We start from the raw sequence: 20400 nt of genomic DNA on the forward strand, positions 1-20400 counted from the left end.
CCCCCAATCCCATTCCCACTCCCGAGCCCACCCATGAGCACCATGAAGCCCACTGACGAAACCCAGGGCCCCTCCGAGGACACGCCATCCGAAGCTCCCTCGCTCACGCGCCGCGGGCTGCTCGCGCGCACGGGCGCGACGCTGGCGACGGGCGCCCTGCTGATGCACGGCCGCGCCGCCCAGGCGCAAGCCAGCGTGTCCGGCGCGAAGGCCCCGCGCGAAGCGTCCACGGCGGGCCACGGCTACCGTCCCGTCGTCGTGCCCAACGGCGCGAAGCTGCCGTGGAAGAACGTAGGCGGCGTGAAGGTGTTCCACCTGGTGGCCCAGGAGGTGGAGCACGAGTTCGCGCCCGGCCTCAAGGCCACGTGCTGGGGCTACAACGGCCACGTGCACGGGCCCACCATCGAGGTGGTGGAGGGCGACCGCGTGCGCTTCTACGTCACGAACCGGCTGCCCGCGTCCACGACGGTGCACTGGCACGGCGTCCTCCTCCCCAGCGGCATGGACGGCGTGGGAGGGCTGAACCAGAAGGCCATCGCGCCGGGAGAGACGTACCGGTACGAGTTCACGGTGCGTCAGTCGGGGACGTGCATGTATCACTCGCACCATGACGAGATGACGCAGATGGCCCTGGGCATGGTGGGCCTGTTCATCATCCACCCGCGCAGGCCAGTCGGCCCGCGAGTGGACCGCGACTTCGCCATCATGCTGCACGAGTGGCGCATCGATCCGGGGACGATGCGTCCGGACCCCAACGAGATGACGGACTTCAACATCCTGACGATGAACGCGAAGGCGTTCCCGGGCACGGCGCCGCTGGTGGTGCGCAAGGGCGAGCGGGTGCGGATCCGCTTCGGCAACCTGAGCGCGATGGACCACCACCCCATCCACCTGCACGGCTTCCAGTTCCGCATCACGGAGACGGACGGAGGCCGCATCCAGGAGAGCGCGCAGTTGCCGGAGACGACGGTGCTGGTGCCCACGGGGAGCACGCGCACCATCGAGTTCGTGGCGGACGAACCCGGGGACTGGGCCATGCACTGCCACATGACCCATCACGTGATGAACCAGATGGGCCACGGCCTGCCGAACATGGTCGGCGTGAAGCCTGGGGGCCTGGACGCGAAGGTGCGACCCCTGCTGCCCGGCTACATGACCATGGGACAGACGGGCATGGGGGACATGGCGGGCATGCACCACATGCCCATGCCCGCGAACTCCATCGCCATGGTGGGCGGCAAGGGCCCCTACGACGAGATCACCATGGGAGGCATGTTCACGATCCTCAAGGTGCGCGACCGGCTGGACGGCGATGGGGATCCGGGTTGGTACACGCCGCCGAAGGGGACGCTGGCGCAGCTCGCCCACGAGGACGAGCTGCGCCGGGACGGCATCGACGTCTGAGCAGCCAGGCCCTCCTCACGACGGTCCGCCGCGCCCTGGGGCAAGCGCCTCTCCAAACGGTCCTTTCATTGCATCAGCGGCCCGCGACGGCCACCTTGTCATACGGCCCCAAGGGATTCTGATGACGGGGGGAAGGACCATGCCGAGCATCGCGGAGGTCATCCGGAACCATCACTCGGAGATCGTCCAGTGTTGGATGGACAAGGCGACCCGGGCCGCGTCCGCCCGTGGCCTGGACCAGCCCGAGTTCAGGAACATCATGCCCGCCTATCTTGCTTCCCTCGCGGAAGCGGGCGCATCGGGAGGAAGTGGCGGCAACCATCAGCGGCGGCATGTTGAAAGCCATGCGTCCGCACGGCTTCGCCAGGGCTTCCACGTGGCGGAGGTCGTCGAGGAGTTCGCCATCCTGGGGCGATGTATCACCCATACCTGGGCCACCGCGCCTCCGGACGAGCAGCCCGACGGAGGTGACGTCGAGCGGCTCTACACCGAGCTGCACGTCGCCATGAAGACCGTGACGGACCTCTTCGCCAAGCACCTGATGGAGGAAGAACAGACAGAGAAGCGCTACCTGCTGCTCCTCCAGAAGGTGGCCAGCGAGGCCCTGAGGCTGGACGAACCGAGCAGCCAGAACCAATTGAAGGAGCTGCTCAAGATCATCCTGGAGGCCATGGGCGCCCGGAGCTGCGCCTTGTTGCTGTACGTGCCAGAGGACGCGAGCCTGGTCACCGCGGCCTCCACGGGAATCGGCGACGAGCAATTGAAGCGCTACGCGACCTCGCTGGATCCCAAGCCCCTTCCCGGGAGCATCGTGGCGGCGGGTGAGGAGACATACTCCCTCCGGGACGTCACGACCACGACGCTCGAGGTGAGCGAATCGCTCCGCCAGGCAGGAATCCACTCCCTGCTCGGGGTCCGGCTGCCTGCCCACCGGGCCCTGATAGGCGTGCTCTACGTCGGGCTCACCGAGACCCGTGAGTTCACTGCCCGGGAGAAGCAGCGGCTCCAGACGCTGGGCCAGCATCTGAGCGTCCACCTGGAGAACGCCCGGCTGTACGCGAACCTCCAGGAGAAGGTCGAAGCGCTCGAGACCGAGCGCGGCCTGCGCGAGCAGTTCGTCACCATCCTGGCGCATGATCTGCGCGGCCCCTTGTCGACGGCGAAGATGGGGGCGCACGCGCTCCTCCGGGTTCCGGAGAAGCTGGAGGCGCGACACGACCTGGCGCTGCGGATCGACCGGAACATCGAACGGGCGGACCAGATGGTACGGGACCTGCTCGACACCAATCGCATCCAAGCGGGCCAACGGCTGCCGCTCCGGCTCGACACGTGCGACCTGGGAAGAATCGCCCAAGACGTCGTCGAGGAGCTGACGCTGCTCCATGGAGATCGCTTCGTGCTCGAAGCGGAGGAGCACGTCCGGGGCATCTGGAGCGCCGAGGAGCTGCGCCGCGCCTTGTGGAACCTGGGCACCAACGCCCTCAAGTACGGAGCGGCCGACAGCCCCATCACCTTCACCGTCACGGCGACCGGCGCGCAAGCGCAAGCCTCCGTGCACAACCAGGGGCCGGCGATCGCGCGTGCCGACCAGGAAGCCATCTTCAAGCCCTTCATCCGGACCCGCTCCGCGAAGACGGGGCCGTCGAAGGGCTGGGGACTGGGACTGACGCTGGTGTGGGGGTGCGCCCAGGCGCACGGTGGAAGGGTCGAGCTGACGAGCGACGCCGACACCGGAACGACCTTCCGCCTGGTGCTGCCCTGGGACGCCCGCCCGTTCCAGGTGGAGCCGAACGGAGCGGAGCACGCCGGACGGGATTCGGTCCATCCATGACAGGGGGCTGACACGCAGGGGGAGCCCCCATGTTCGTGAGTGAACGGAGGAACGGCACCCATGCAATTCGCAGAAAGCGTCGTCCAGGGCCGCATGGTCGTCGCGGCCGGAGGTCAGTCGCTCGGGAACGTGGAGACCCTGTCCATCGACAGCGAGACCTGGAAGATCGACTCCCTCCAGGTGAAGTTGACGTCGGAGGCTTCCGAGCAGTTCGGCGTCTACTGGAACTACTTCCACGCGGGGCGCATCTACGTGCCGACGCGCCTGGTGCATTCGGTGAGTGACACCGTGCTCCTCTCCGTCACCATCGATGAGCTCCGTGAGGTGCTCTCCCAGGACTCCGCCAGCGCCCCCAGCTGAGCACGGCTTTACTCCTCCGGGCCCGTCCACTACGAGACGCCCGATGAAGAACGGCTTCTGCTGGTACGAGCTGCGGTCCCCCAGGCCCGACGAGGCACGACGTTTCTACGCGAGCGTGCTGGGGACGCACGTCGTGCAGGAGATCTCCCCACTGCCCGAAGCCGCCGCTGCGCGCGGGGCTCCGAGTCACTGGCTGGGGCACATCCATGTCCCCGAGCTGGAGTCCTCCGTGCAGCGCTTCGTCGCGCTCGGAGCGGAGCGGCTCGGGCCGCCCCGGAGGTCCGTGGAGGGTGTCGCCTCCACCGTGCTGCGGGATCCCCTGGGTGCCGTGGTCGCCCTGACCTCCCGGACCGGACGGGAGGTGCACCGTGAGTTGGCGTGGCACGAACTGCACACGGCCGACCACGTCCGAGCCTTCGCCCACTACCGCGACCTGTTCGGCTGGCGGCCCACGGAAGCGCTCCAACTCGCTCCCGAGGTCGGGACGTATCAACAGTTCACGTGGCACGAGGACAGGCGCAGCGTGGGGGCGGCCTGCGGCACCGCACGCCTCCCGCACATCCATCCGCACTGGCTCTTCTACTTCGCTGTCGACGACCTGGACCGCGCCCTCGCCGCGGTCGTCGAAGGTGGAGGAACCGTGGCCAACGGCACCCACGTCATGCCCGATGGGATACGCGTCGCACCGTGCGAGGATCGCCACCGCGCCGCGTTCGGCCTGCGTCAGGCGCCGTAACATGAAGCCCAGTTCAGCTTTACAGGCTTGATGGAGTAGATTCGGGCCTCCCCCGGAGGCCCCCATGACCGCCCCTCTGCCGACGCTGGAACGCCTCCCTCGCGGAGCGCTCACGCTGTTCCGCGTCCGGGCACTCCTGCGCATGGGCGTCTACGGTGGAATCGCGTTCGCCGTGGCGCTGGGACTGAGCTTCGCGGGCAACGAGCGCTGGCCGTTCCTGCTGCCGTGCGCGGTGGTGCTGGGCTTGAGCGTGTTGACGGCGTGGTATCCACAACGCGCGCACGAGCGCTGGGGCTGGGCGCTGCGTGAGCACGACCTGGTCATCTCCCACGGCGTGCTCCTGCATGAAGTGGTGTCCATCCCGGCGGGACGCATCCAGCACGTGGACGTGCACCAGGGCCCCATCGAGCGGTCGCTGGGGCTCGCGCGCCTGCAGATCTACACGGCGGCGGGCAGTGGCGCGGACGGAGAGATTCCCGGCCTGACGCGGGAGACGGCGGATGCGCTGCGCGAGCGGTTGGTGCGGCGCGAGGCCGACGATGTCGTCTGAGCCGGTGGCACTGGCCGCCCCGGAGGAAGCGCCCTGGAAGCGGCTGAGCGCGAAGGCGCCGCTCGCGGCGCTGGTGCCCCTGTCCGCGACGATTGGCCGCATGCTCCTGGGCGCGCTGCTGCCCACGTACTTCGCGGGTGAGCGCGGCCTGCCGGGGGTCCTCTGGGCGATCGTGCTGAGCATCGCGGTCCTGCTGCTCGCCGCCGGGCTCTACGAAGTGGCCACGATGAGCTACCGCGTGGTGGGCGCGCAGTTGGAGATCCGCTCGGGCATCCTCACGCGCACCTCCCGTTTCATCGAAGCCGCGCGGGTGCAGAACACGGAGGTCTTGCAGCCCTTCGTGTCGAAGCTGCTCGGGCTGGTGGAGGTGAAGGTGGAGACGGCCTCCGGAGGCAAGGCGGACGGCCATCTGCGAGGACTGACGCCAGAGGATGCGCAGGCGTTGATCCACGCGCTCCAGACGGTCAGGGCCGAAGGCACCGCGGCGGTGCTCCTGCCCGGCGAGTCAGCCCCGGAGGAGCGCGTGCTCTCCGAGGCCCACCTGGGAGGCCTGCTGCTCTACGGCGCGACCGCGCTGGGGCTGGGCGTCATCGCGGTGGTGATGGGCGCTCTGCATGAAATCACGGAGACCTTCCACAAGCTGCTGCTGCCCTGGATGGAGGCCCACTGGGACGCGCTGGCGGCACCGGGCATGGGCTGGTTGGCCGCGACGGTGGTGGCGCTCGCGGGGTTGTTCGGCCTGTGGTTGGTGAGTGGCGCGCGAGCGGTGTTGCAGTTCCATGGCTTCCGGCTGGTGGACACGGGCACGCACCTGCGCGCGGTGGGCGGGCTGATCACCCGCCGGCAGGTGACGGTGCGGCGGGCGCGCATCCAGCAGGTGGTGCTGGATGAACCCTTCCTGCGCCGCACGCTGGGCTTCGGTTCGGTGGAGGTGGAGACGGCGGGCGTCCGCACGGGCAAGGAAGCCGCGGACCGCGCGGAACTGCTGGTCCCGGTGGTGCCCACGGCGCGGATGCCGGAGTTGCTGCGGGAGTTCGTGCCGGAGCTGCCTGACGCCATGACCTTCCAGCGGGCGCATCCCAAGGCGCTCCTGCGGGCGCGGATCCGCGCGGTGGGCCTGAGCGTGCTGGTGGCGGCGCCAGCGACCTGGTTCTGGGGAGCATGGGGCGCGGTGGCATGGCTGCTGCTGCCTGCCCAGTTGCTGGGAGCCTGGTTCGACTGGCGCTTCCAGGGATGGCTCATCACGGAAGCCCTGGTGGTGGTGCGCCAGGGCTTCTGGCGCAGACGCACGACGGTGGTGCAGCGCTCCCGCATCCAGTCCGTCCGGGCAAGACAGGGGCCGCTGGAGCGCGGGTACGGCATCGGGCACGTGCGCATCGACGTGGCGGGTTCGCACGTCATCCTGCCCTGCGTGGGCTGGGAAGAAGCCCAGTCGCTCATCGACGTACTCCCGGCCCGGCGTCCCGCGCGTCGAGTATCGCCTGCGCGGATTCCCGGAGAGGCGCCATGCGCGAAGGAGTCCTAGCGCTGTGCGCGGTGCTGGTGGTCTCGGGATGCGCGGGCGTGGAGGCGCCTGAGCGCCGCAGGGGTTCGCGAGTGTTCCGCCAGAAGGCGGCCTTCGCATCCGACGACATCCCGGAGCGACGGAGAACCACGGACACCCGGACCCGCCAGGGTGTCGACCCGATCGATCCCCTCACCCATCAATCAGTCATCGAAGCCCTCGGGCAGGTGAAGGACACGGTGGATGGCGTCGCCAGGGCGCTCCCCAGGCTCGCGGAGAACACGAAGGGCCTGGGAGGTTCCGACGGCGTCTTCACGCGGTACACCGACTACGGATCCATCCAGGTGCCATGGCTGCGTGGCGCGACCACGAGAGCGACTTCGCTCGCGGGCGCTGCCGAGTCGGTCGAGGACACGGACATGCGAGCGGCCATCCTCCGCATGACAGGTCCGCGTCTCGAAGCAATCATGAGTGGCGCGATGCTTCTGGCCACCTGGCTCGACTTCCTACGGCTCGCGGAGGTCATTCAGAAGGAGTGTCCCTTCTACGGAGTCGAGCGGCTGTTCGTGGACCTGGACCGCGTGCAGAAGCGGATCGAGCCCGCCATGACGGCGCTCGCGTCAATGGACCCGGACAAGGTGCACGCCACCGCGACCGCGATGCCCGGACTGATGGGGCAACTCACCCAGGAGTTTCAATCCATCCAGGAAGGCGCCCGCGTAGCGATGGAGCGCGGCGGCCGGGTCGTCGCGGCGGCCCAGTTCCTCGAAATGGTCACGCTGGTTTCAGCCCTGAAGGCGACGCTGCCCAGGCCGCCACCCGCCGCCCCTGTCACGCTCGGAGTGGGGCTCGTGATGGGCTCGGGAGGCGTGATGATGGGCTCGCGCGTCGTCGTCACCGCCGAGTGGGTCGAGCGGATGCGCAGGCTGGTGCAGGCGGGCGTCATCTCCGCGCCCGTCGTCAGCGCGGCGGTCCGCATCCACGCGGGTCAGGTGTTGATGTCGCAGGCGAAGCAGGACCTGCCCAAGGGCGTGCGCGAAGCACTGGGAGACAGCCCCGAGGTTCGCGCCATGCATGAGACCGGCAGGGCCGGAGCCGGGATGTCCAGCGCCCCCAGACACCACGTCCTGCCGCAGGAGCATCGCGAGTGGTTCGAGAAGCGCGGGTTCACAGGCGAGATGGACATCGACCAGTTCTGCGTCCGCCTGGAGCAGTCACACCACGAGGCGATTCACGGCGGCGGCGACTGGAAACTGGGGCGCACATGGCCAAAGGAGTGGAATCAGCACATCATGCGCCTCTTGAAGGAGAGCGAGACCCCTACACGCCGCCTGCTGACGCGTGATGAGATCCTGAAGATCGTCGCGGCAGAAATGCGGCGCTTCGACATTCCGATGGCATTCACTCCCGGAAGAAGGCGATGACGGACGGGCGTTCGTGGCAGGGGAACTGGAAAACTCGCCTGTATGAGCGCGTCCGTGAGCACGGCTACGACTCGCTCACCGCTTTCGCGGAGGCGCGTCCCACAGCCTCGCTCGTGCAACTGGCTGAGGAGCTAGGCAAGGACGACATTGCCGGGGTTCAGGTCTTCAGCGGTCTGGTTGCGGAGGCCGAGCGAAGCCATCGCCTCACCAGATTGGTCCGCAGCCAGTTTGTACGAGAACTGTCCGAGGACTTCCCCGATGGTTGGCCGGCGATAGTGGACGACAACAACCGCTTCACTCTCGCCCATGCACTCGCACGTTGGTGCAGTTACACGCCGGAGACGCATGAGGCGCGGGTCAAGAAGGTTCGAGATGCGCTCCTCGAAGCACCTCCACCTCCTGGCTGGCGCCCACTCGGCCCTGACGACGAGTTCCTCCTCACGCTCCTGCCGGACAACGAAGCCTGAGCCGCGTCACCCCGCGCGACCACCCAGCGCCTTCATCCAGATCACGACCGCCACGGCCCCCGCGTCCGGAACCCCCTTCGCACGTTCGCCCAGGTAGCTGGCCCGGCCCAGTCGCGGTGACATGCTGGCGGTCGCCTCCGCGCCCTGCTCCGCCGCGCGCGTCGCCTCCGCCCACGCGTCCCCCAGCGTCCTCCCCTCCCGGACCGCACGCACGAACGCCGCCGCCGCTGGATGCAGCGCATCCACCATCGTCCGGTCTCCGGGCTTCGCTCCGCCCAGCTCCGACACCGCCTCCACACCCACTTCGAACGCCTTCGCCCAGGCCGCCGCGTCCGCCGGCTTGTTCGCCAGGAGGCGCGCCGCCCGCAGCAGCGCCGTCGCGTAGAACGGCCCGGAGCTGCCGCCGATGCTCCGGCGCAACGCCTGTCCCAGCTCCGTCAACGCACCCGACGGCGTGGCCCATGCCCCCTCCGGCAACGCGCGGATCGCCGCCGCGCCTCGCGCCAGGCTCAAGCCCAGATCTCCATCCCCTGCCCTGCTGTCCAACTCCGTCAGCCGAGCCTCCGCCGCGTCCCAGGCGTCCGCCACCGCCAGCGCCGCCGCGCGCACCTGCGCCATCACCGGCTGCGGCTTCGGATGCCCCTTCACCGTCGGCAGCGCGGCGCGCGCGGGCACCACCTGCCTGCGCGTCACCACCTGCCCCCGCCCCGGCCACGCTGGCGCCTCCGTCGGCGCGTCCAGCCGCGCGAGCCGCGCGTCATCCACCTTCAGCAACGTCAGCGAACACCCCGGCATCTCCAGCGCCGACAGGAACGTGCCCTGCCATGCGCGCTCCACCGTCACGCCCCGCTCCGCCAGGAACGCCAGCGCCCTGCGCGTCACGATGGCCAGCTCCATGGGCGGCGTGCCTCCCAACCCATTCACCATCAACGCCACCCGGTCGCCCCGGCCCACCTTCCGGTCCTCCACGATGGTGGCCAGCATCGTGTCCGCCAGCACGTCCGCGGGCTGCAATGCCACACGGCGCACCCCTTGCTCACCGTGGATGCCCAGCCCCAGCTCCACCTCTCCCTCCCCCAACATGAAGCCCGGCCGGCCCGCCGCCGGCACCGTGCACGGCCCCAACGCCACGCCCATGCTGCCCAGCGCCGCCGCTGCTTCGGAGGCCTCGCGCGCCACCTCCGCCAGCGACGCTCCCGCCGCGGCCGCGGCCCCCGCCACCTTGTGCACCAGCACCACGCCCGCGATGCCCCGGCGCCGCTCGGGCTCCACCGTGTCCCGCAGCGCCACGTCGTCCGCCACCACCACCACCTCCGTCGGAATCCCCTCCGCCCGCGCCAGCTCCGCCGCGAGCCCGAAGTTGAGCCGGTCCCCCGTGTAGTTCTTCACGATGAGCAGCGCCCCCGCCGTCCCCGCCACCGCGCGGATCGCCGCCAGCACCGCGTCCGTGCTGGGCGACGTGAACACGTCTCCCGCCACCGCCGCGTGCAGCATCCCCGTCCCCACGTAGCCCGCATGCGCCGGCTCGTGGCCGCTGCCGCCTCCCGACAACACCGCCACCTTCCTCGCCCCCAGCGCCGCCGGCACGTCCGCGCGCACCACCACCGTCTCCCCCTCCAGCAACGCCTGGCCCGGAGCCAGCGCCACGAACCCCTCCAACATCTCCTGGACCACCGCGCGCGGCGCATTGACGAGCTTCTTCACCAGCGACTCCTTGATCGGAACGAACGGGGATGGACTGTGCTCCGCATCCACCCTTCCGCCCCCATTGCAGACCGTCAAGGCGGACGTACGCCGCAAGGCCGTGGAAAGACGTTTGCGTTACAGAGCCCGCTTTCCCATTGACTCCAGGGGATTCATGACAATGACCATCAATCCCATTTGCCAGGTTGCAACAAAACACGGCGGCCCGGCGCGAAGTGCGACCGGGCCTGTCCGAGCCATGCCTGATATTGCCGGGACATGTCCCAGACAGCACCCCGTCACCCGTCACTGCCGCGCCCCATCGTGGGTGAGCTCAAGCTGGAGCGCTCCAACCAGCTGCTCGCCGAGGCCCGCAAGTGGGTCCCCGGCGTCACCCAGACGATGATGAAGAAGCCGGATCACTTCGCCCCAGGCGCCTTCCCCGTGTTCCTCGCCAGAGGCAACGGCGCCCTGGTGGAGGACGCGGACGGTCAGGAGTACATCGACTTCATCCAGGCGCTGGGCGCCAACATGCTCGGCCACAACCACCCGGCCGTCGCGGAGACCCTCCGCAAGCACCTGGCGGAAGGCATCATCCACTCGCTGCCCACGCCGGTGGAGGTCTCCTCCGTGAAGGCGCTGGTGCAGGTGATTCCGGGCGCGGAGATGGCCCGCTTCTTCAAGACGGGCGCGGACGCCACCTCCGCCGCCGTGCGCCTGTCGCGCCACCTCACCGGCCGCGAGCACATCGTCACCGTGGGCTACAACGGCTGGCACGACCACTTCATGTATGACACGCCGGGCGTGCCCCCGACGGTCGCGAAGCTCACCACGCGCCTGCCCCTCTTCACGCCCCAGGACGAGCCCGCGCTCCTCCAGCACCTGGAGCAGCATGGCGAACACCTGGCCTGCGTGCTCCTGGCCATCCCGTACAACCGCACCGTCACCCGCGAGTTCCTCCTTCAGGTGAAGGAGACCTGCGCGAAGCACGGTGTGCTGTTCGTCCTGGACGAGGTCGTCACCGGCTTCCGCCTGGCCCTGGGCGGCGCGCAGCAGTACTTCAACATCCAGGCGGACTTCGTCACGCTGTCCAAGGGCATCGCCGCGGGCATGCCCCTGTCCGCCATCGCAGGCCCGGAGAAGTTCCTCAGCCGCCTGGGCGAGCTCCACGTGTCCACCACCTTCGGCGGCGAGATGCTCTCCCTGGCCGTGTGCGAGGCCGTCATCAACGAGTACCGCCGCACCCCCTACATCGAGCACATCGCCAGCCTGGGCCGGCGCCTGCGCGACGGCATCAACGCCCACGCGCGCGAGGCGGGCTCCACCCTGGAGGTCATCGGCTACGACGCCGTGCCCTTCTTCCGCTTCGACAAGGTCGTCCCCGAGCACGTCGAGAAGATGATCCCCTTCCAGGCCGGCATGGCCCGCCGGGGCGTCATCCTCCGCCGCGACCTGAACTTCATCAGCGCCGTGCACACGGTGGAGCAGATCGACCACACCATCGCCGCCGCTGGCGAGGTGCTGCGCGAGCTGGCTTGAGCCAGGCGAAGCATCCGGCCCCCGGGATTCGAAGTCCCGGGGGCCGTTTCATCGCGGGTGGCCTACGTGCACATCAGCCAGGAGCACTTGCCGGACTGGCACTCGCGGCCGGAGGAACACAGCGAACCCTTGGGGCGCTTGTTCACACACTTGCCGTCGTTGGTGCCCCAGCCGCAGAACTGGTTCGAGGCGCAGTGCGAGTCCGCGGAGCAGGTGCAGACGCCCGGGATGTCGCCGCAGTCGTCCCACGCGCTGCACTGGTTGGACTTGCACTCCTGGTCGAAGCGGCACGTCTCCGACACCAGCTTGGTGCTGGGGGCGTAGGCCTTGCCGCAGAGCTTCGGGTACGACGCCTCGCGGGTGGCCTTGGCGACGTAGGGGTCGACGCCGCCGGTGTCGATGTCGTTGGCCGCGTCCGCCATGCCGGTGCGGGTGCCGCTGGCGCGCTCCCACATCCGGATGAAGTTCTCCGAGGAGCCCTCCAGGCCCGTGGTGTTGACGCCCAGCTGCTTCAGGTCCTTCACCAGGTCCGGCAAGAGGCCCACGTGGGCCAGGCCATACACGTCGAAGTCGGTGCCCAGCGGCGGCGGCCCGGAGACGCGCTGCTGCTCTTCCTGCGCGTCCGCCTCCGCGCGGAAGCCCGCGGAGCACGCGCCGAAGTCACCGAAGCGCGGGCGCGTCTGCTGGATGAAGCCGTTCAGGTCCGCGCCGAAGCCCATGTTGACCTTGAGGCCCTGGCGGCCGAACTCGTACGCCTGCGCGAGCGAGCGCGTGGAGCCCTGGCAGTTGTTGGCCACCGGCGTGCGGTTGTAGTTGCGCGTCTCGTCGTGCGCGGTGCGCAGGCCGAACATGCCGCCCGTCTGGCGCACGTAGCGGATGACCCACGACGGCGTCGTCTTCTCGTTGGCGGCCAGGGCCGGGTTCATCACCTCGCGGAAGTGGCCGTGGGAGATGTAGAGCGGGTAGTACGTCCGGCCCTGGGACAGGGCATAGGCGTCCTCGACGCTCTTCTCGGACATGTGGGCCATGTCGATGAGCATCCCCTTGTTCATCATCTCCTGGACCAGCGCCTTGCCGTCCGCGGTGAGGCCCTTGGTGTTCTTGCAGTTGGCGTCCACGTCGAAGCCCAACGTGAAGCCGTTGCCGGTGAGGCCGCAGTCCGTGTCGATGTGACAGTTCTCCAGGAACTGGGCCACCTGGAAGATGGCGTTGTGCGGGGCCGCGCCGCCAAAGCGGTTGTCCAGCTGGTGCACGGGCTGCAACGATCGCACGCCCAGCGAATAGACGCGGTTCAGCTCCGCGCGCCAGTCCTTGGTGCCGAAGAGCTTGCTGGACTCGATGGAGAGCACCATGGCGAGCTTGCCCTGCGAGATGATCTGCCGGGCGTGCGCGGGCGACAGGGCGATCTCCGCCCAGTCCGTGCGCGCGTCGAAGTCGCGGGCCATCTGGAGCTGGACGTCCACGTCCATCATCTCGTCACAGGGCCGCTTGAGGTTCTGGTACGGCAGCGCCTTGCAGAGGAACTCGTTGCTGACGAGCGACACCATGACCAGCGACATGCCGCCCTGGCGGGCCTTGTTCAGCCAGCCCTCCCACGCCTGCTGGTGCGCGATGGTGTCCCAGCGCGGCCACTGGGTGGGCGTCTCCATGCGGCCCAGGTGCAGGCCGGTGTCGCCCTCGGTGCCCTCCACCTGGCCGATGACCTCCGACGCCACCGCGCCGCCCACGCCGAAGACGTCGGACAGGATGGGGATGCCGCCCAGGTTCACGCTGCCGGAGTTGGGACAGAGGTTGAGCATGTCCCGCAGGTCCATGCGGACGCGCGCGTGGTCGCTCTCCGGCATGCCGCCGTCACAGCTCGCCAGGGTGCCGGTGTGGCTCCCGTGGAACCACCCACCGCCGAAGGCTTCTTCCGCGAACATGTGGTGGTGCATCTCCGCGAAGCCACTCACCGCGAGCGGCTGGGCCACCTCCGCGGGCGCTTCCACGGGCGCGGGCGGCTCGTCGGAGACAGGCCCGCAGGCCAGCGCGAGCGACGTGGCCGCGAGCAGCGGCGAAGACAGAAATCTTGAGACATTTCGGGAGCGACGCGACATGCGATGCACCTTTCCGGGGTGGAGGTTCACTGGGCGTATCAGCACCTGTTCCAGCTAATCAACTCTCACGGCCTAAGCGCGGTGACGCATGACTTTGACGCGCTGCGCGGCGCCGTGGGTTGTCACCTGCTCGCGCCGTGGACATGTGTGCTTCATGGCGGCCACCGACACGCTTCCAGACCATCCGACGCCGGAGCTGCTGGAGCGCGTGGGCTTCCTGCGGCGGCGGTGGAAGTTCGGCTCGGCCACCCAGCTGCTATGGGCCAGGTTGGAGAGCAACGCCTCGCTCATCGAGCTGTGCCGGGATGGCGCGGAGCGCACTGCCGGAGGGAAGGTCATCCTGGACCAGTGCCAGCAGAAGCTTGAAGTTGCCCGGCGCTGTCTGGACAAGCCATGGCGGCGCTGGTCCTTCTCCTTCTGGGAGGTCCTCCACGAGGTGGATGGACTGCTGCTGCTCGTGATGCCACCGGCCATGCTGGTGCCGCGAGCGCTCGAGATCCAGCAGCAGTTCGAGCGCCGGGTGACGGACTCGCGAGCCGAACTCTGGCTCGGCGCTGACAAGAAGAACGGTCCCCTGCCTGAGTGTGTCCGCAGGCTCGCCCGGCTGGACACGAACGGGGACTGCGCCCGGCCCTCCCCCACCCTCGCCCCGGAGGAACTTTGCTACTGCCGCCACGTGCTGCGCGGCGCGCTCGACGCCGTCAACCAGCAGGTGGACAAGACGTTCTGGCAGCTCTCCATCAACGTGTCCCTTCAGGTCTTCAGCACGCTGCTGTTGCTCGGGGTCTTCATCGTCTCCGCCCTGCTCCTGACCCAGGGTTTCGTCGAGGACTGGCCCAGAACCCTGGTGCGCAAGGGCCTGCTGCTCATCGGTCTCGCGGGAGCCTCCGGGGCCATCGCCTCCAACATGCTGTCCAAGGAGCGCTTCGTCGTCGCCACCGGGGCGACGCTCCGCTTTTTCGCCTACCACCTGATGGTGAAGCCCGTCATCGGCGCGTTCGCGGCGCTGATGCTCCTCTTCCTGGAGCGGTCCCGCATGCTGCTGTCCGTGGACACGCGGGACGGGGCCACCGGCGCGGACGCCGGCTCCGCCATCCTCCACATCGTCGTGAACGACAACCAGGCGGCCTTCTTCACGATGGTCGCGCTGGCGGTGGTCGCGGGATGGTCCGCGGACAGGCTCCTGAGCTCCGTCATGGACAAGGTGCTGGGCAGGCTCCTGGGACAGTCGGAGAAGGTACTGCCCCCACCCAAGCCCCCGGTGCCGCCCTCCGAAGAGATCCCGGAGGCGCAGTAACGCTCAAGCGGGCGCGTGGGCCTCATCGCGGGGCACGGCCCTCCGGGTGAAGCGGGCCAGTTCTTTCAGCAACTCATCCGCCATGCCCAGCGCGTTGGGCCTCCACGGCACGGTGAAGCGCGCGTCCATGCTCGTCTGGCGGATGTTGGACAGCCACTCGTGCACCTCCCGCTCGGAGTAGCCCGCGCTGCGCGCCGCCTCATGCAGCAGGGAGTATTCGCGCAGCAGGAAGGTGGAGAACGTGACCGGGTCGTCCGCGCCCAGGGCGATGGGGACGGGGGGCGGCGCGCCCTCCTCGGCGGACGGAGGATTGAGCCGGAGGATGGGGTGGTTGCGCAGGTCCAGCAGGTTGCCGATGAGCAGGTTGCTGGATGGGTTCACCTCCACCACGGTCCCCCGCGCGCCCACGAGCCGGCGCATCGCGGCCTGCACCGACCGGAGCGTGGCGACCTCCGAGGCATCCAGCGGGATGTCCACCAGCTGCTGCCCCCGCTGGAACACGCGCTCGTCCTCCCGGTAGGCCACGAGGACGCGCCGGACGTGCGCGCCGTTGAGCACCCGGCTCCAGTCGAGCCGGCGGAAGGCCCGGCTGAAGGCATCCAGTCCCACGCCTCCCTCGTCGCGCGCCAGCGGCGGACACCAGAGGTTGTGCAGCACGTGGTGCGCTTCGGCCAGCACGTGCGGCGCGACGCACCTGCCGAAGACGGCCTCGGACAGCTCGCGCAGGAGGTTCTCCACCCGCTGCGGCCGTCCGGGTGGGGCCTCCGCGGACAGCGCCGGGGGCAGCCGGTAGTCGCTGTACAACCGCCACTCGAAGACCAGGTCCCACAGCCGGTCCTCGGCCGGCATCATCACCGCGCCCACGGACTCGGCCCACGCCCCAGGTTCCACGCCCAGCGCGGTGGCGTGCCCCAGCCGTCCTCCCGTGCGGTCCAGGAGGTAGTGCACGCTTTCGAAGATTCTGCGCAGGCCCTCCATGAGGTGCCGGTAGTCCTCGCCCACGTGCGACGTCAGCCGGAGCGGTGGAGCGTGCCTTGACTCCCGCTTCGCCGCGGCGCGAGCGGCTCCCCACCGGATGTAGCGGTACAGCGGCGCCAGCACCCACGTGGGCACGCTCAGCTCGTCCGACGCCACGTCCAATCCCCGCACCAGCCAGAGCGACAGCGGCACCGCCCGCAGCAGGTCCACCAGGGCCTCCACCTGCACGGACTGCGCGGCGAAGTAGTCCGAATAGCGCCCGCCCAGCTGCACCCGCCGCTCGGGCACCGGCTCCGCGTACGTCCCCATGCCGTGGGCGGGCGGCTGCCCCCGCGCCCAGTGGTGGCTCGGGTCCCGGTCCTTGATGAGGTGCATCACCACGCCGAACTCCGGCGACCGCCCATCCGCGACGCGCTCTCCCGTCCGGCTCAGCACGCCCCGCCATGATTGGGTGAGGGACGTCAGCTCCTCCGCGATGCGGATGGGGTCGTCCGAGGGGCTCGTGCGCACCTCCAGCGCGGCGATGGGTTGGTCCCCGCCCGCCACCGCGTAGGACACCTCCGCGCGCACGGCGCTCAAGGGCCCCTTCATGGCGCGCGGACGGCCATAGAAGCGGATGAACCACTGGAGCCCCGCGGTCAGGGGCCGCTGCACGTAGGCGCGGTAGCTGAGGCACCGCACGCGCTGGACCTGCCAGAAGAGGCGCTCGAAGTGCACGTCCTGGAGGCCCGCGTGCTCCAGGGCCGCCAGGTGCTTCAGGCCCGAGCGCACCAGCCAACGCTCGCCTCCATTGGGCGTGTCCAGCCGCAGCCGGAGCGCGACCGGATCACACCGCCGCCACACCTCGTCGAGCGTATGCGGGGGATCGTTCACGTTGTGGGCCGCCAGCGGATGCAGATCCTCATAGAGGCCGCGCAGCTCATCCAGGGCGGGAAGGACTTCCCGGCGGCCCCGCGAGAGCGCCTCCAACGTCCGCGCGAGCACGCGCCGCCGCTGAGGCAGCCAGGCCCGGGACTCCGAGAGGCCGCGCACGAAGTCCAGGAGCGGAGGCGTCTCGCGGCGCAGCAGGACCTCCGCCAGGACACAGCGGGTCACCGCGGCCGCCAGCAGCCAGCGCAGCATCCGCTCCCCGTCCTCGAAGGGCAGCCCCGGCCCCGCCAGCGAGCTCGGGTCCAGGCCCGGAGCGCCCACGGCGGACAGCAGCGAAGCCCACAGCAGCGGGAAGTCCATGCCCGCGCCGACGTGGTGGTGGACCTCCGCCACGCCGCGATCCAGCAGGTGCCGCACCAGCAGGGGCGGCTCGATGTCCACGTGCGTGGGAGGCGGCTCCACCGGCACGGCCGCCAGCAGCAGGTCCTCCGGCATCGCGAAGGTGAGCCAGCGGTAGTGCGTCAGCGCCTCCACCGCCTCCGCGCCCGTGCCCTGGAAGATGACCGTGACGCCGGGCCGCCGCTCCAGGTGCGTGTCCGCCAGGTTCCGCAGGTAGTGGAACATGGACACGCCCTGGCGTGGGGCCTGCCGGTGGCTGAAGTGCCCTCGCGAGGGGAACCAGAACGCATCGCGCACGGCGATGATCCGATCCAGCGACCAGCCGCTGGCGTGCTCCGACATGTTCTTCTCGCACTCGCGCCAGAGCGCCCAGGTGGGTTCGCCGTCTTTCGAGTCCAGCGCCGGCACCAACTCCGTCACCGCCGAGCGGAAGGCCTCGAGGCTCGTCAGCGGAAAGCTGGCGACCTCCGCGCGCACGTACGCCTCCGGGACGCGGCGGGGGGCCAGGGTGCCGGGAGGTGGGCGCGAGCCGTCGCGGTTCACTGATGCACTTGGGTGTGGGTGGCGTTCAGGTCCGGCACCAGCTTCTCCAGCGGATCCCCTTCGGGGTCCACCACGGCGAACCAGGCGTCCACCACGGTATCGAGCCAGTCCTGATACCTGGCCGACGCGGGCCCGCCGTCCGTGCCGAGCGCGCTCCGGAGCGACTCGGCCGTGCTGGAGAAGTGCACCGCTTCGCGCACCCGCTGCCTCCGGAAGGCCTTCAGCCGAGGCCCCTTGATGCGCCACTCCGTCCGCGCCAGGGCATCCCAGCGGGTGTCCTCCCCCCCGGATTCAGGCGGCGGGCGCAGCAGGTCCCGCGCATCGGGGGCAAGCGCGAACTCCGGAAGCACCTGGAGGGGGAGTGTGTTGCGCAGCCAGACCTGCGCGGTCCACGCCCGGTCATACACGTCGCTGCCCTTGGCGCCCTGGGTGACGAGTTGCTCCACCCAATGGCGCACCCGCGCTTCGTATTGCGGGACCTTGTCCAGCCTCAATTCTGGCGTCAGCACGGACGAGACGCCGTTGCCTTCATCTCCCCATTTCCACCGGCCCAGCTGCCTGCCCGCCACGGAGCAGATGTTCTCCACCCACGCCGCATGGATGAGCCGGGTGCGCAGGTTGGCGTCGTGGCTGTCATTGAGGAACTCATGGGAGATCCGCGTGAGGAACGCGCGCCACTGAGCGGTGAGGATGGCGAACTCGGTGAAGGTGCTCCACGAAGGAGGCGTCCACCAGAAATCCACCTGGACGAATGGCGTCCCGCGCGCGTGCTCCACCCAGAGCTCGTGCACGGTCACGACCATTTCCGGGCTCATATCGAAGGGCGTCACGTTCGCGCTCAGCACGCGGGGTTGCTCGAACAGCATCAGCACGTCATGCAGGATCATGAACCAGCCCGCGACGTTCGCGGGCATTTGCGCTTCGCGGCCGGAGCCCGCCAGATCCTTCAGTACCAGCACCACCTCATGGAAGCGGCGCAGGTGGACCTCCGTGCTCAGCATCTGGTCGTGCAACTCCGGTCCGTTTCCCTCCAGGTCGCTGGGGCTGCTCCGCAGGACACCATGGAGGCTGGTGCGCTTGAGGCGGCGGATGGGCTTCCCGGTCAGGTCCAGGACGACGCGTCCCTGGTCGTCATGCCGAAGCATGCGGTGGAGCAACTGCTCGCTCGCCCAGGCTGGCAGGTCGCTCTCGTCGATGGCGTTGCGGAGCATCTCCTTGGCGATTCGGACCGCGGACCCGCCTTGTTCCTGAGCGCTGAAGCCAGGGGTGGGTGAGCTGGGTCCATGGACTTCACGCCGAACCGCATGCCAGAGGTCCTGCAGGGTCCGCGCAGGCAGCCTGAGGGCGTTCCTGCCAGCATGGGTGAGGATTGGGTGGTCCTTGGTCTCGCTGGATTCTTGCGCCTGCTGGCCGTTATCGGCGGAGAGGGCGTCCCGGTAGCACTGAGCCACGTCGCCACTGAGCTGATGCGTCAGGTCGAAGAGGGCATCGAAGAATGGCAGTAGCCGATCCTCGGGCCGCGGTTTTCCCGGCAGCTTGATGCGATGCAGGAGCTGGCCCAGGGATTCGCTCTTCCCGCCATCCGCGGTGAAGTGCCAGGCCTCGTTGGGGTCCACCGGTCTCAGCGAGATGCGGTAGCTGGGTGGCAGCGCCCGGCGCAGCGTGGTCGCGGCCTGCCGCCGGGCGATGGCGAGCGTCTCCTCCTGGTCGTTCGCGCCGATGCCGGCCTGTCCGGAGACGATGAACTCCTTCTGGAAGGAGCGCTCCATGAAGCGCTGGAACTCCTGGTGGCCCGCGGCCAGCACGAACCAGAGGTGGCGGCTGGCCACCATGCGGGTGAGCTTCACGATGTTGTAGAGGTGCTCGATGCTCCGGTCGACGTTGTCGATGGGCAGCACGAGCAGCACCTGGTCACCACCGGACGGGCCGAAGCGAGGCATGGCCAGCGTGCGCGCCACGGCTTCCATGGCTTCCGCGAAGCGCGGCTGGAAGTCGGCGTAGATCTCCGACGCGCGGATCTGCTGCTCCGCGCGCACGCGAGCATCGGTGGTGGACGGGATGTCCTCCCACATGAACGACGCGTCGCGGATGAGGTGATCCAGCTTCCCCCACGTCTCCTCCGCGCCCTCCTCCAAGATGGAGGAGGACCATCGCGCGGACCTACCGGGCGCGCCCTTCACGTGCCGCTGATCGTCCAGCGCGGCGCGCACGCGGACCAGCAGCGTGGCCAGCAGGTTGGCATTGGGCGAAACGGGCTCCAGGTCGAGCGGCTCCAGCCAGTGGATGCGCCGCTCCAGGCGTTCGAGCATCCTCGACAGCTCGGCCCCCCGGGTCTCGTTGCCCGGCTCGCCAGCGAAGCGCTTCCAGTCCGTCAGGGCCTGCACGGCGCTGAGCAGGAGGGTCGTCTTTCCGGAGCCACGGTCACCGGAGATGAGGAGGCTGGTGGAGAGGTGCTCGTTGTCGCGACCCGCGGCCCGCGCGCTGTTCTCGCAAGCGGCCTCCAGCCAGGAGAAGAGCTCCCCCAGGCCCTGGCGCGTGGAGGTCAGCAGCTGCGCCCACTCGAAGGCCCGGGCCTCCGGAAGGGGGGTGGGCAGGTACTGCGGGCCCGCGTCCGAGGCGCTGTCCGGTGTCGTTGCCATGGCCCCGGAGGATGGACGGGGGACTCCGCCGTGCGAATCACCCTGGAGTGGTGAGGGATGTCACGCCGAGGAAGCAGCGC

General features: G+C 69.3%; 14 protein-coding genes. 10 read left to right on the forward strand and 4 right to left on the reverse strand.

All coding sequences use genetic code 11. The annotated features are described in order from the left end of the window. The first annotated feature begins 33 nt into the window (after positions 1–33). From D7W82_RS21815 to D7W82_RS21850, 8 genes are all read left to right on the forward strand, one after another. A complete protein-coding gene (locus D7W82_RS21815; protein WP_171424154.1) occupies positions 34–1404 on the forward strand; it encodes a multicopper oxidase family protein in 1371 nt (456 codons plus the stop codon). 139 nt (positions 1405–1543) lie between these two features. Then, the gene (locus tag D7W82_RS21820; protein ID WP_120620193.1) at positions 1544–3235 is read left to right on the forward strand and encodes an ATP-binding protein; all 1692 of its coding nucleotides are present in this window, start codon (positions 1544–1546) and stop codon (positions 3233–3235) included. Between the two features lie 60 nt (positions 3236–3295). Further along, entirely contained in the window at positions 3296–3595 is a 300-nt protein-coding gene (locus D7W82_RS21825) for a PRC-barrel domain containing protein (RefSeq protein WP_171424155.1), read from the forward strand. 43 nt (positions 3596–3638) lie between these two features. Continuing rightward, positions 3639–4331: a VOC family protein gene (locus D7W82_RS21830; RefSeq protein WP_158617704.1), complete on the forward strand. Its 693-nt coding sequence runs from the start codon at positions 3639–3641 to the stop codon at positions 4329–4331. 64 nt (positions 4332–4395) lie between these two features. Next, the gene (locus D7W82_RS21835; protein WP_120620195.1) at positions 4396–4881 is read left to right on the forward strand and encodes a PH domain-containing protein; all 486 of its coding nucleotides are present in this window, start codon (positions 4396–4398) and stop codon (positions 4879–4881) included. Next, positions 4871–6406, forward strand: coding sequence for a PH domain-containing protein (locus D7W82_RS21840; RefSeq protein ID WP_158617705.1), 1536 nt, complete (start codon positions 4871–4873; stop codon positions 6404–6406). Before D7W82_RS21835 ends, D7W82_RS21840 begins: the two co-directional genes overlap by 11 nt. Next, complete coding sequence (locus D7W82_RS21845) at positions 6388–7809, forward strand: DUF2380 domain-containing protein (protein ID WP_120620197.1); 1422 nt, start codon at positions 6388–6390, stop codon at positions 7807–7809. The genes D7W82_RS21840 and D7W82_RS21845 overlap by 19 nt, the downstream gene beginning before the upstream one ends. Beyond that, positions 7806–8276: an NUDIX hydrolase gene (locus tag D7W82_RS21850; RefSeq protein WP_120620198.1), complete on the forward strand. Its 471-nt coding sequence runs from the start codon at positions 7806–7808 to the stop codon at positions 8274–8276. The genes D7W82_RS21845 and D7W82_RS21850 overlap by 4 nt, the downstream gene beginning before the upstream one ends. A gap of 6 nt (positions 8277–8282) precedes the next feature. Here the strand turns inward: D7W82_RS21850 and dhaL are convergent, their stop codons facing one another. Then, complete coding sequence (gene dhaL / locus D7W82_RS21855) at positions 8283–9980, reverse strand: dihydroxyacetone kinase subunit DhaL (protein WP_120620212.1); 1698 nt, start codon at positions 9978–9980, stop codon at positions 8283–8285. A gap of 258 nt (positions 9981–10238) precedes the next feature. On the opposite strand from dhaL, the gene mxcL reads away from it, so the two are divergent. After that, positions 10239–11498: a myxochelin B biosynthesis transaminase MxcL gene (mxcL, locus tag D7W82_RS21860; RefSeq protein WP_120620199.1), complete on the forward strand. Its 1260-nt coding sequence runs from the start codon at positions 10239–10241 to the stop codon at positions 11496–11498. Between the two features lie 62 nt (positions 11499–11560). On the opposite strand, the gene D7W82_RS21865 is transcribed toward mxcL, so the two are convergent. Then, positions 11561–13594 carry a membrane dipeptidase gene (locus D7W82_RS21865; protein WP_120620213.1) on the reverse strand — a complete coding sequence of 678 codons (2034 nt, stop codon included), beginning with the start codon at positions 13592–13594 and terminating at the stop codon, positions 11561–11563. 154 nt (positions 13595–13748) lie between these two features. Here D7W82_RS21865 and D7W82_RS21870 point away from each other — a divergent pair, with 154 nt between their 5' ends. Beyond that, positions 13749–14891 (forward strand): hypothetical protein, encoded by a 1143-nt coding sequence (locus D7W82_RS21870; RefSeq protein ID WP_147439453.1) that lies wholly within the window; start codon positions 13749–13751, stop codon positions 14889–14891. Between the two features lie 3 nt (positions 14892–14894). On the opposite strand, the gene D7W82_RS21875 is transcribed toward D7W82_RS21870, so the two are convergent. Next, positions 14895–17681: a hypothetical protein gene (locus tag D7W82_RS21875; RefSeq protein ID WP_120620201.1), complete on the reverse strand. Its 2787-nt coding sequence runs from the start codon at positions 17679–17681 to the stop codon at positions 14895–14897. Continuing rightward, on the reverse strand, positions 17678–20320 hold the full coding sequence (locus D7W82_RS21880; RefSeq protein ID WP_120620202.1) for a hypothetical protein: 2643 nt from the start codon (positions 20318–20320) through the stop codon (positions 17678–17680). The genes D7W82_RS21875 and D7W82_RS21880 overlap by 4 nt, the downstream gene beginning before the upstream one ends. Positions 20321–20400: the final 80 nt, after the last annotated feature.

The sequence above is a fragment of the Corallococcus sp. CA049B genome, assembly GCF_003611685.1.
Taxonomy (GTDB): Bacteria; Myxococcota; Myxococcia; order Myxococcales; family Myxococcaceae; genus Corallococcus; species Corallococcus coralloides.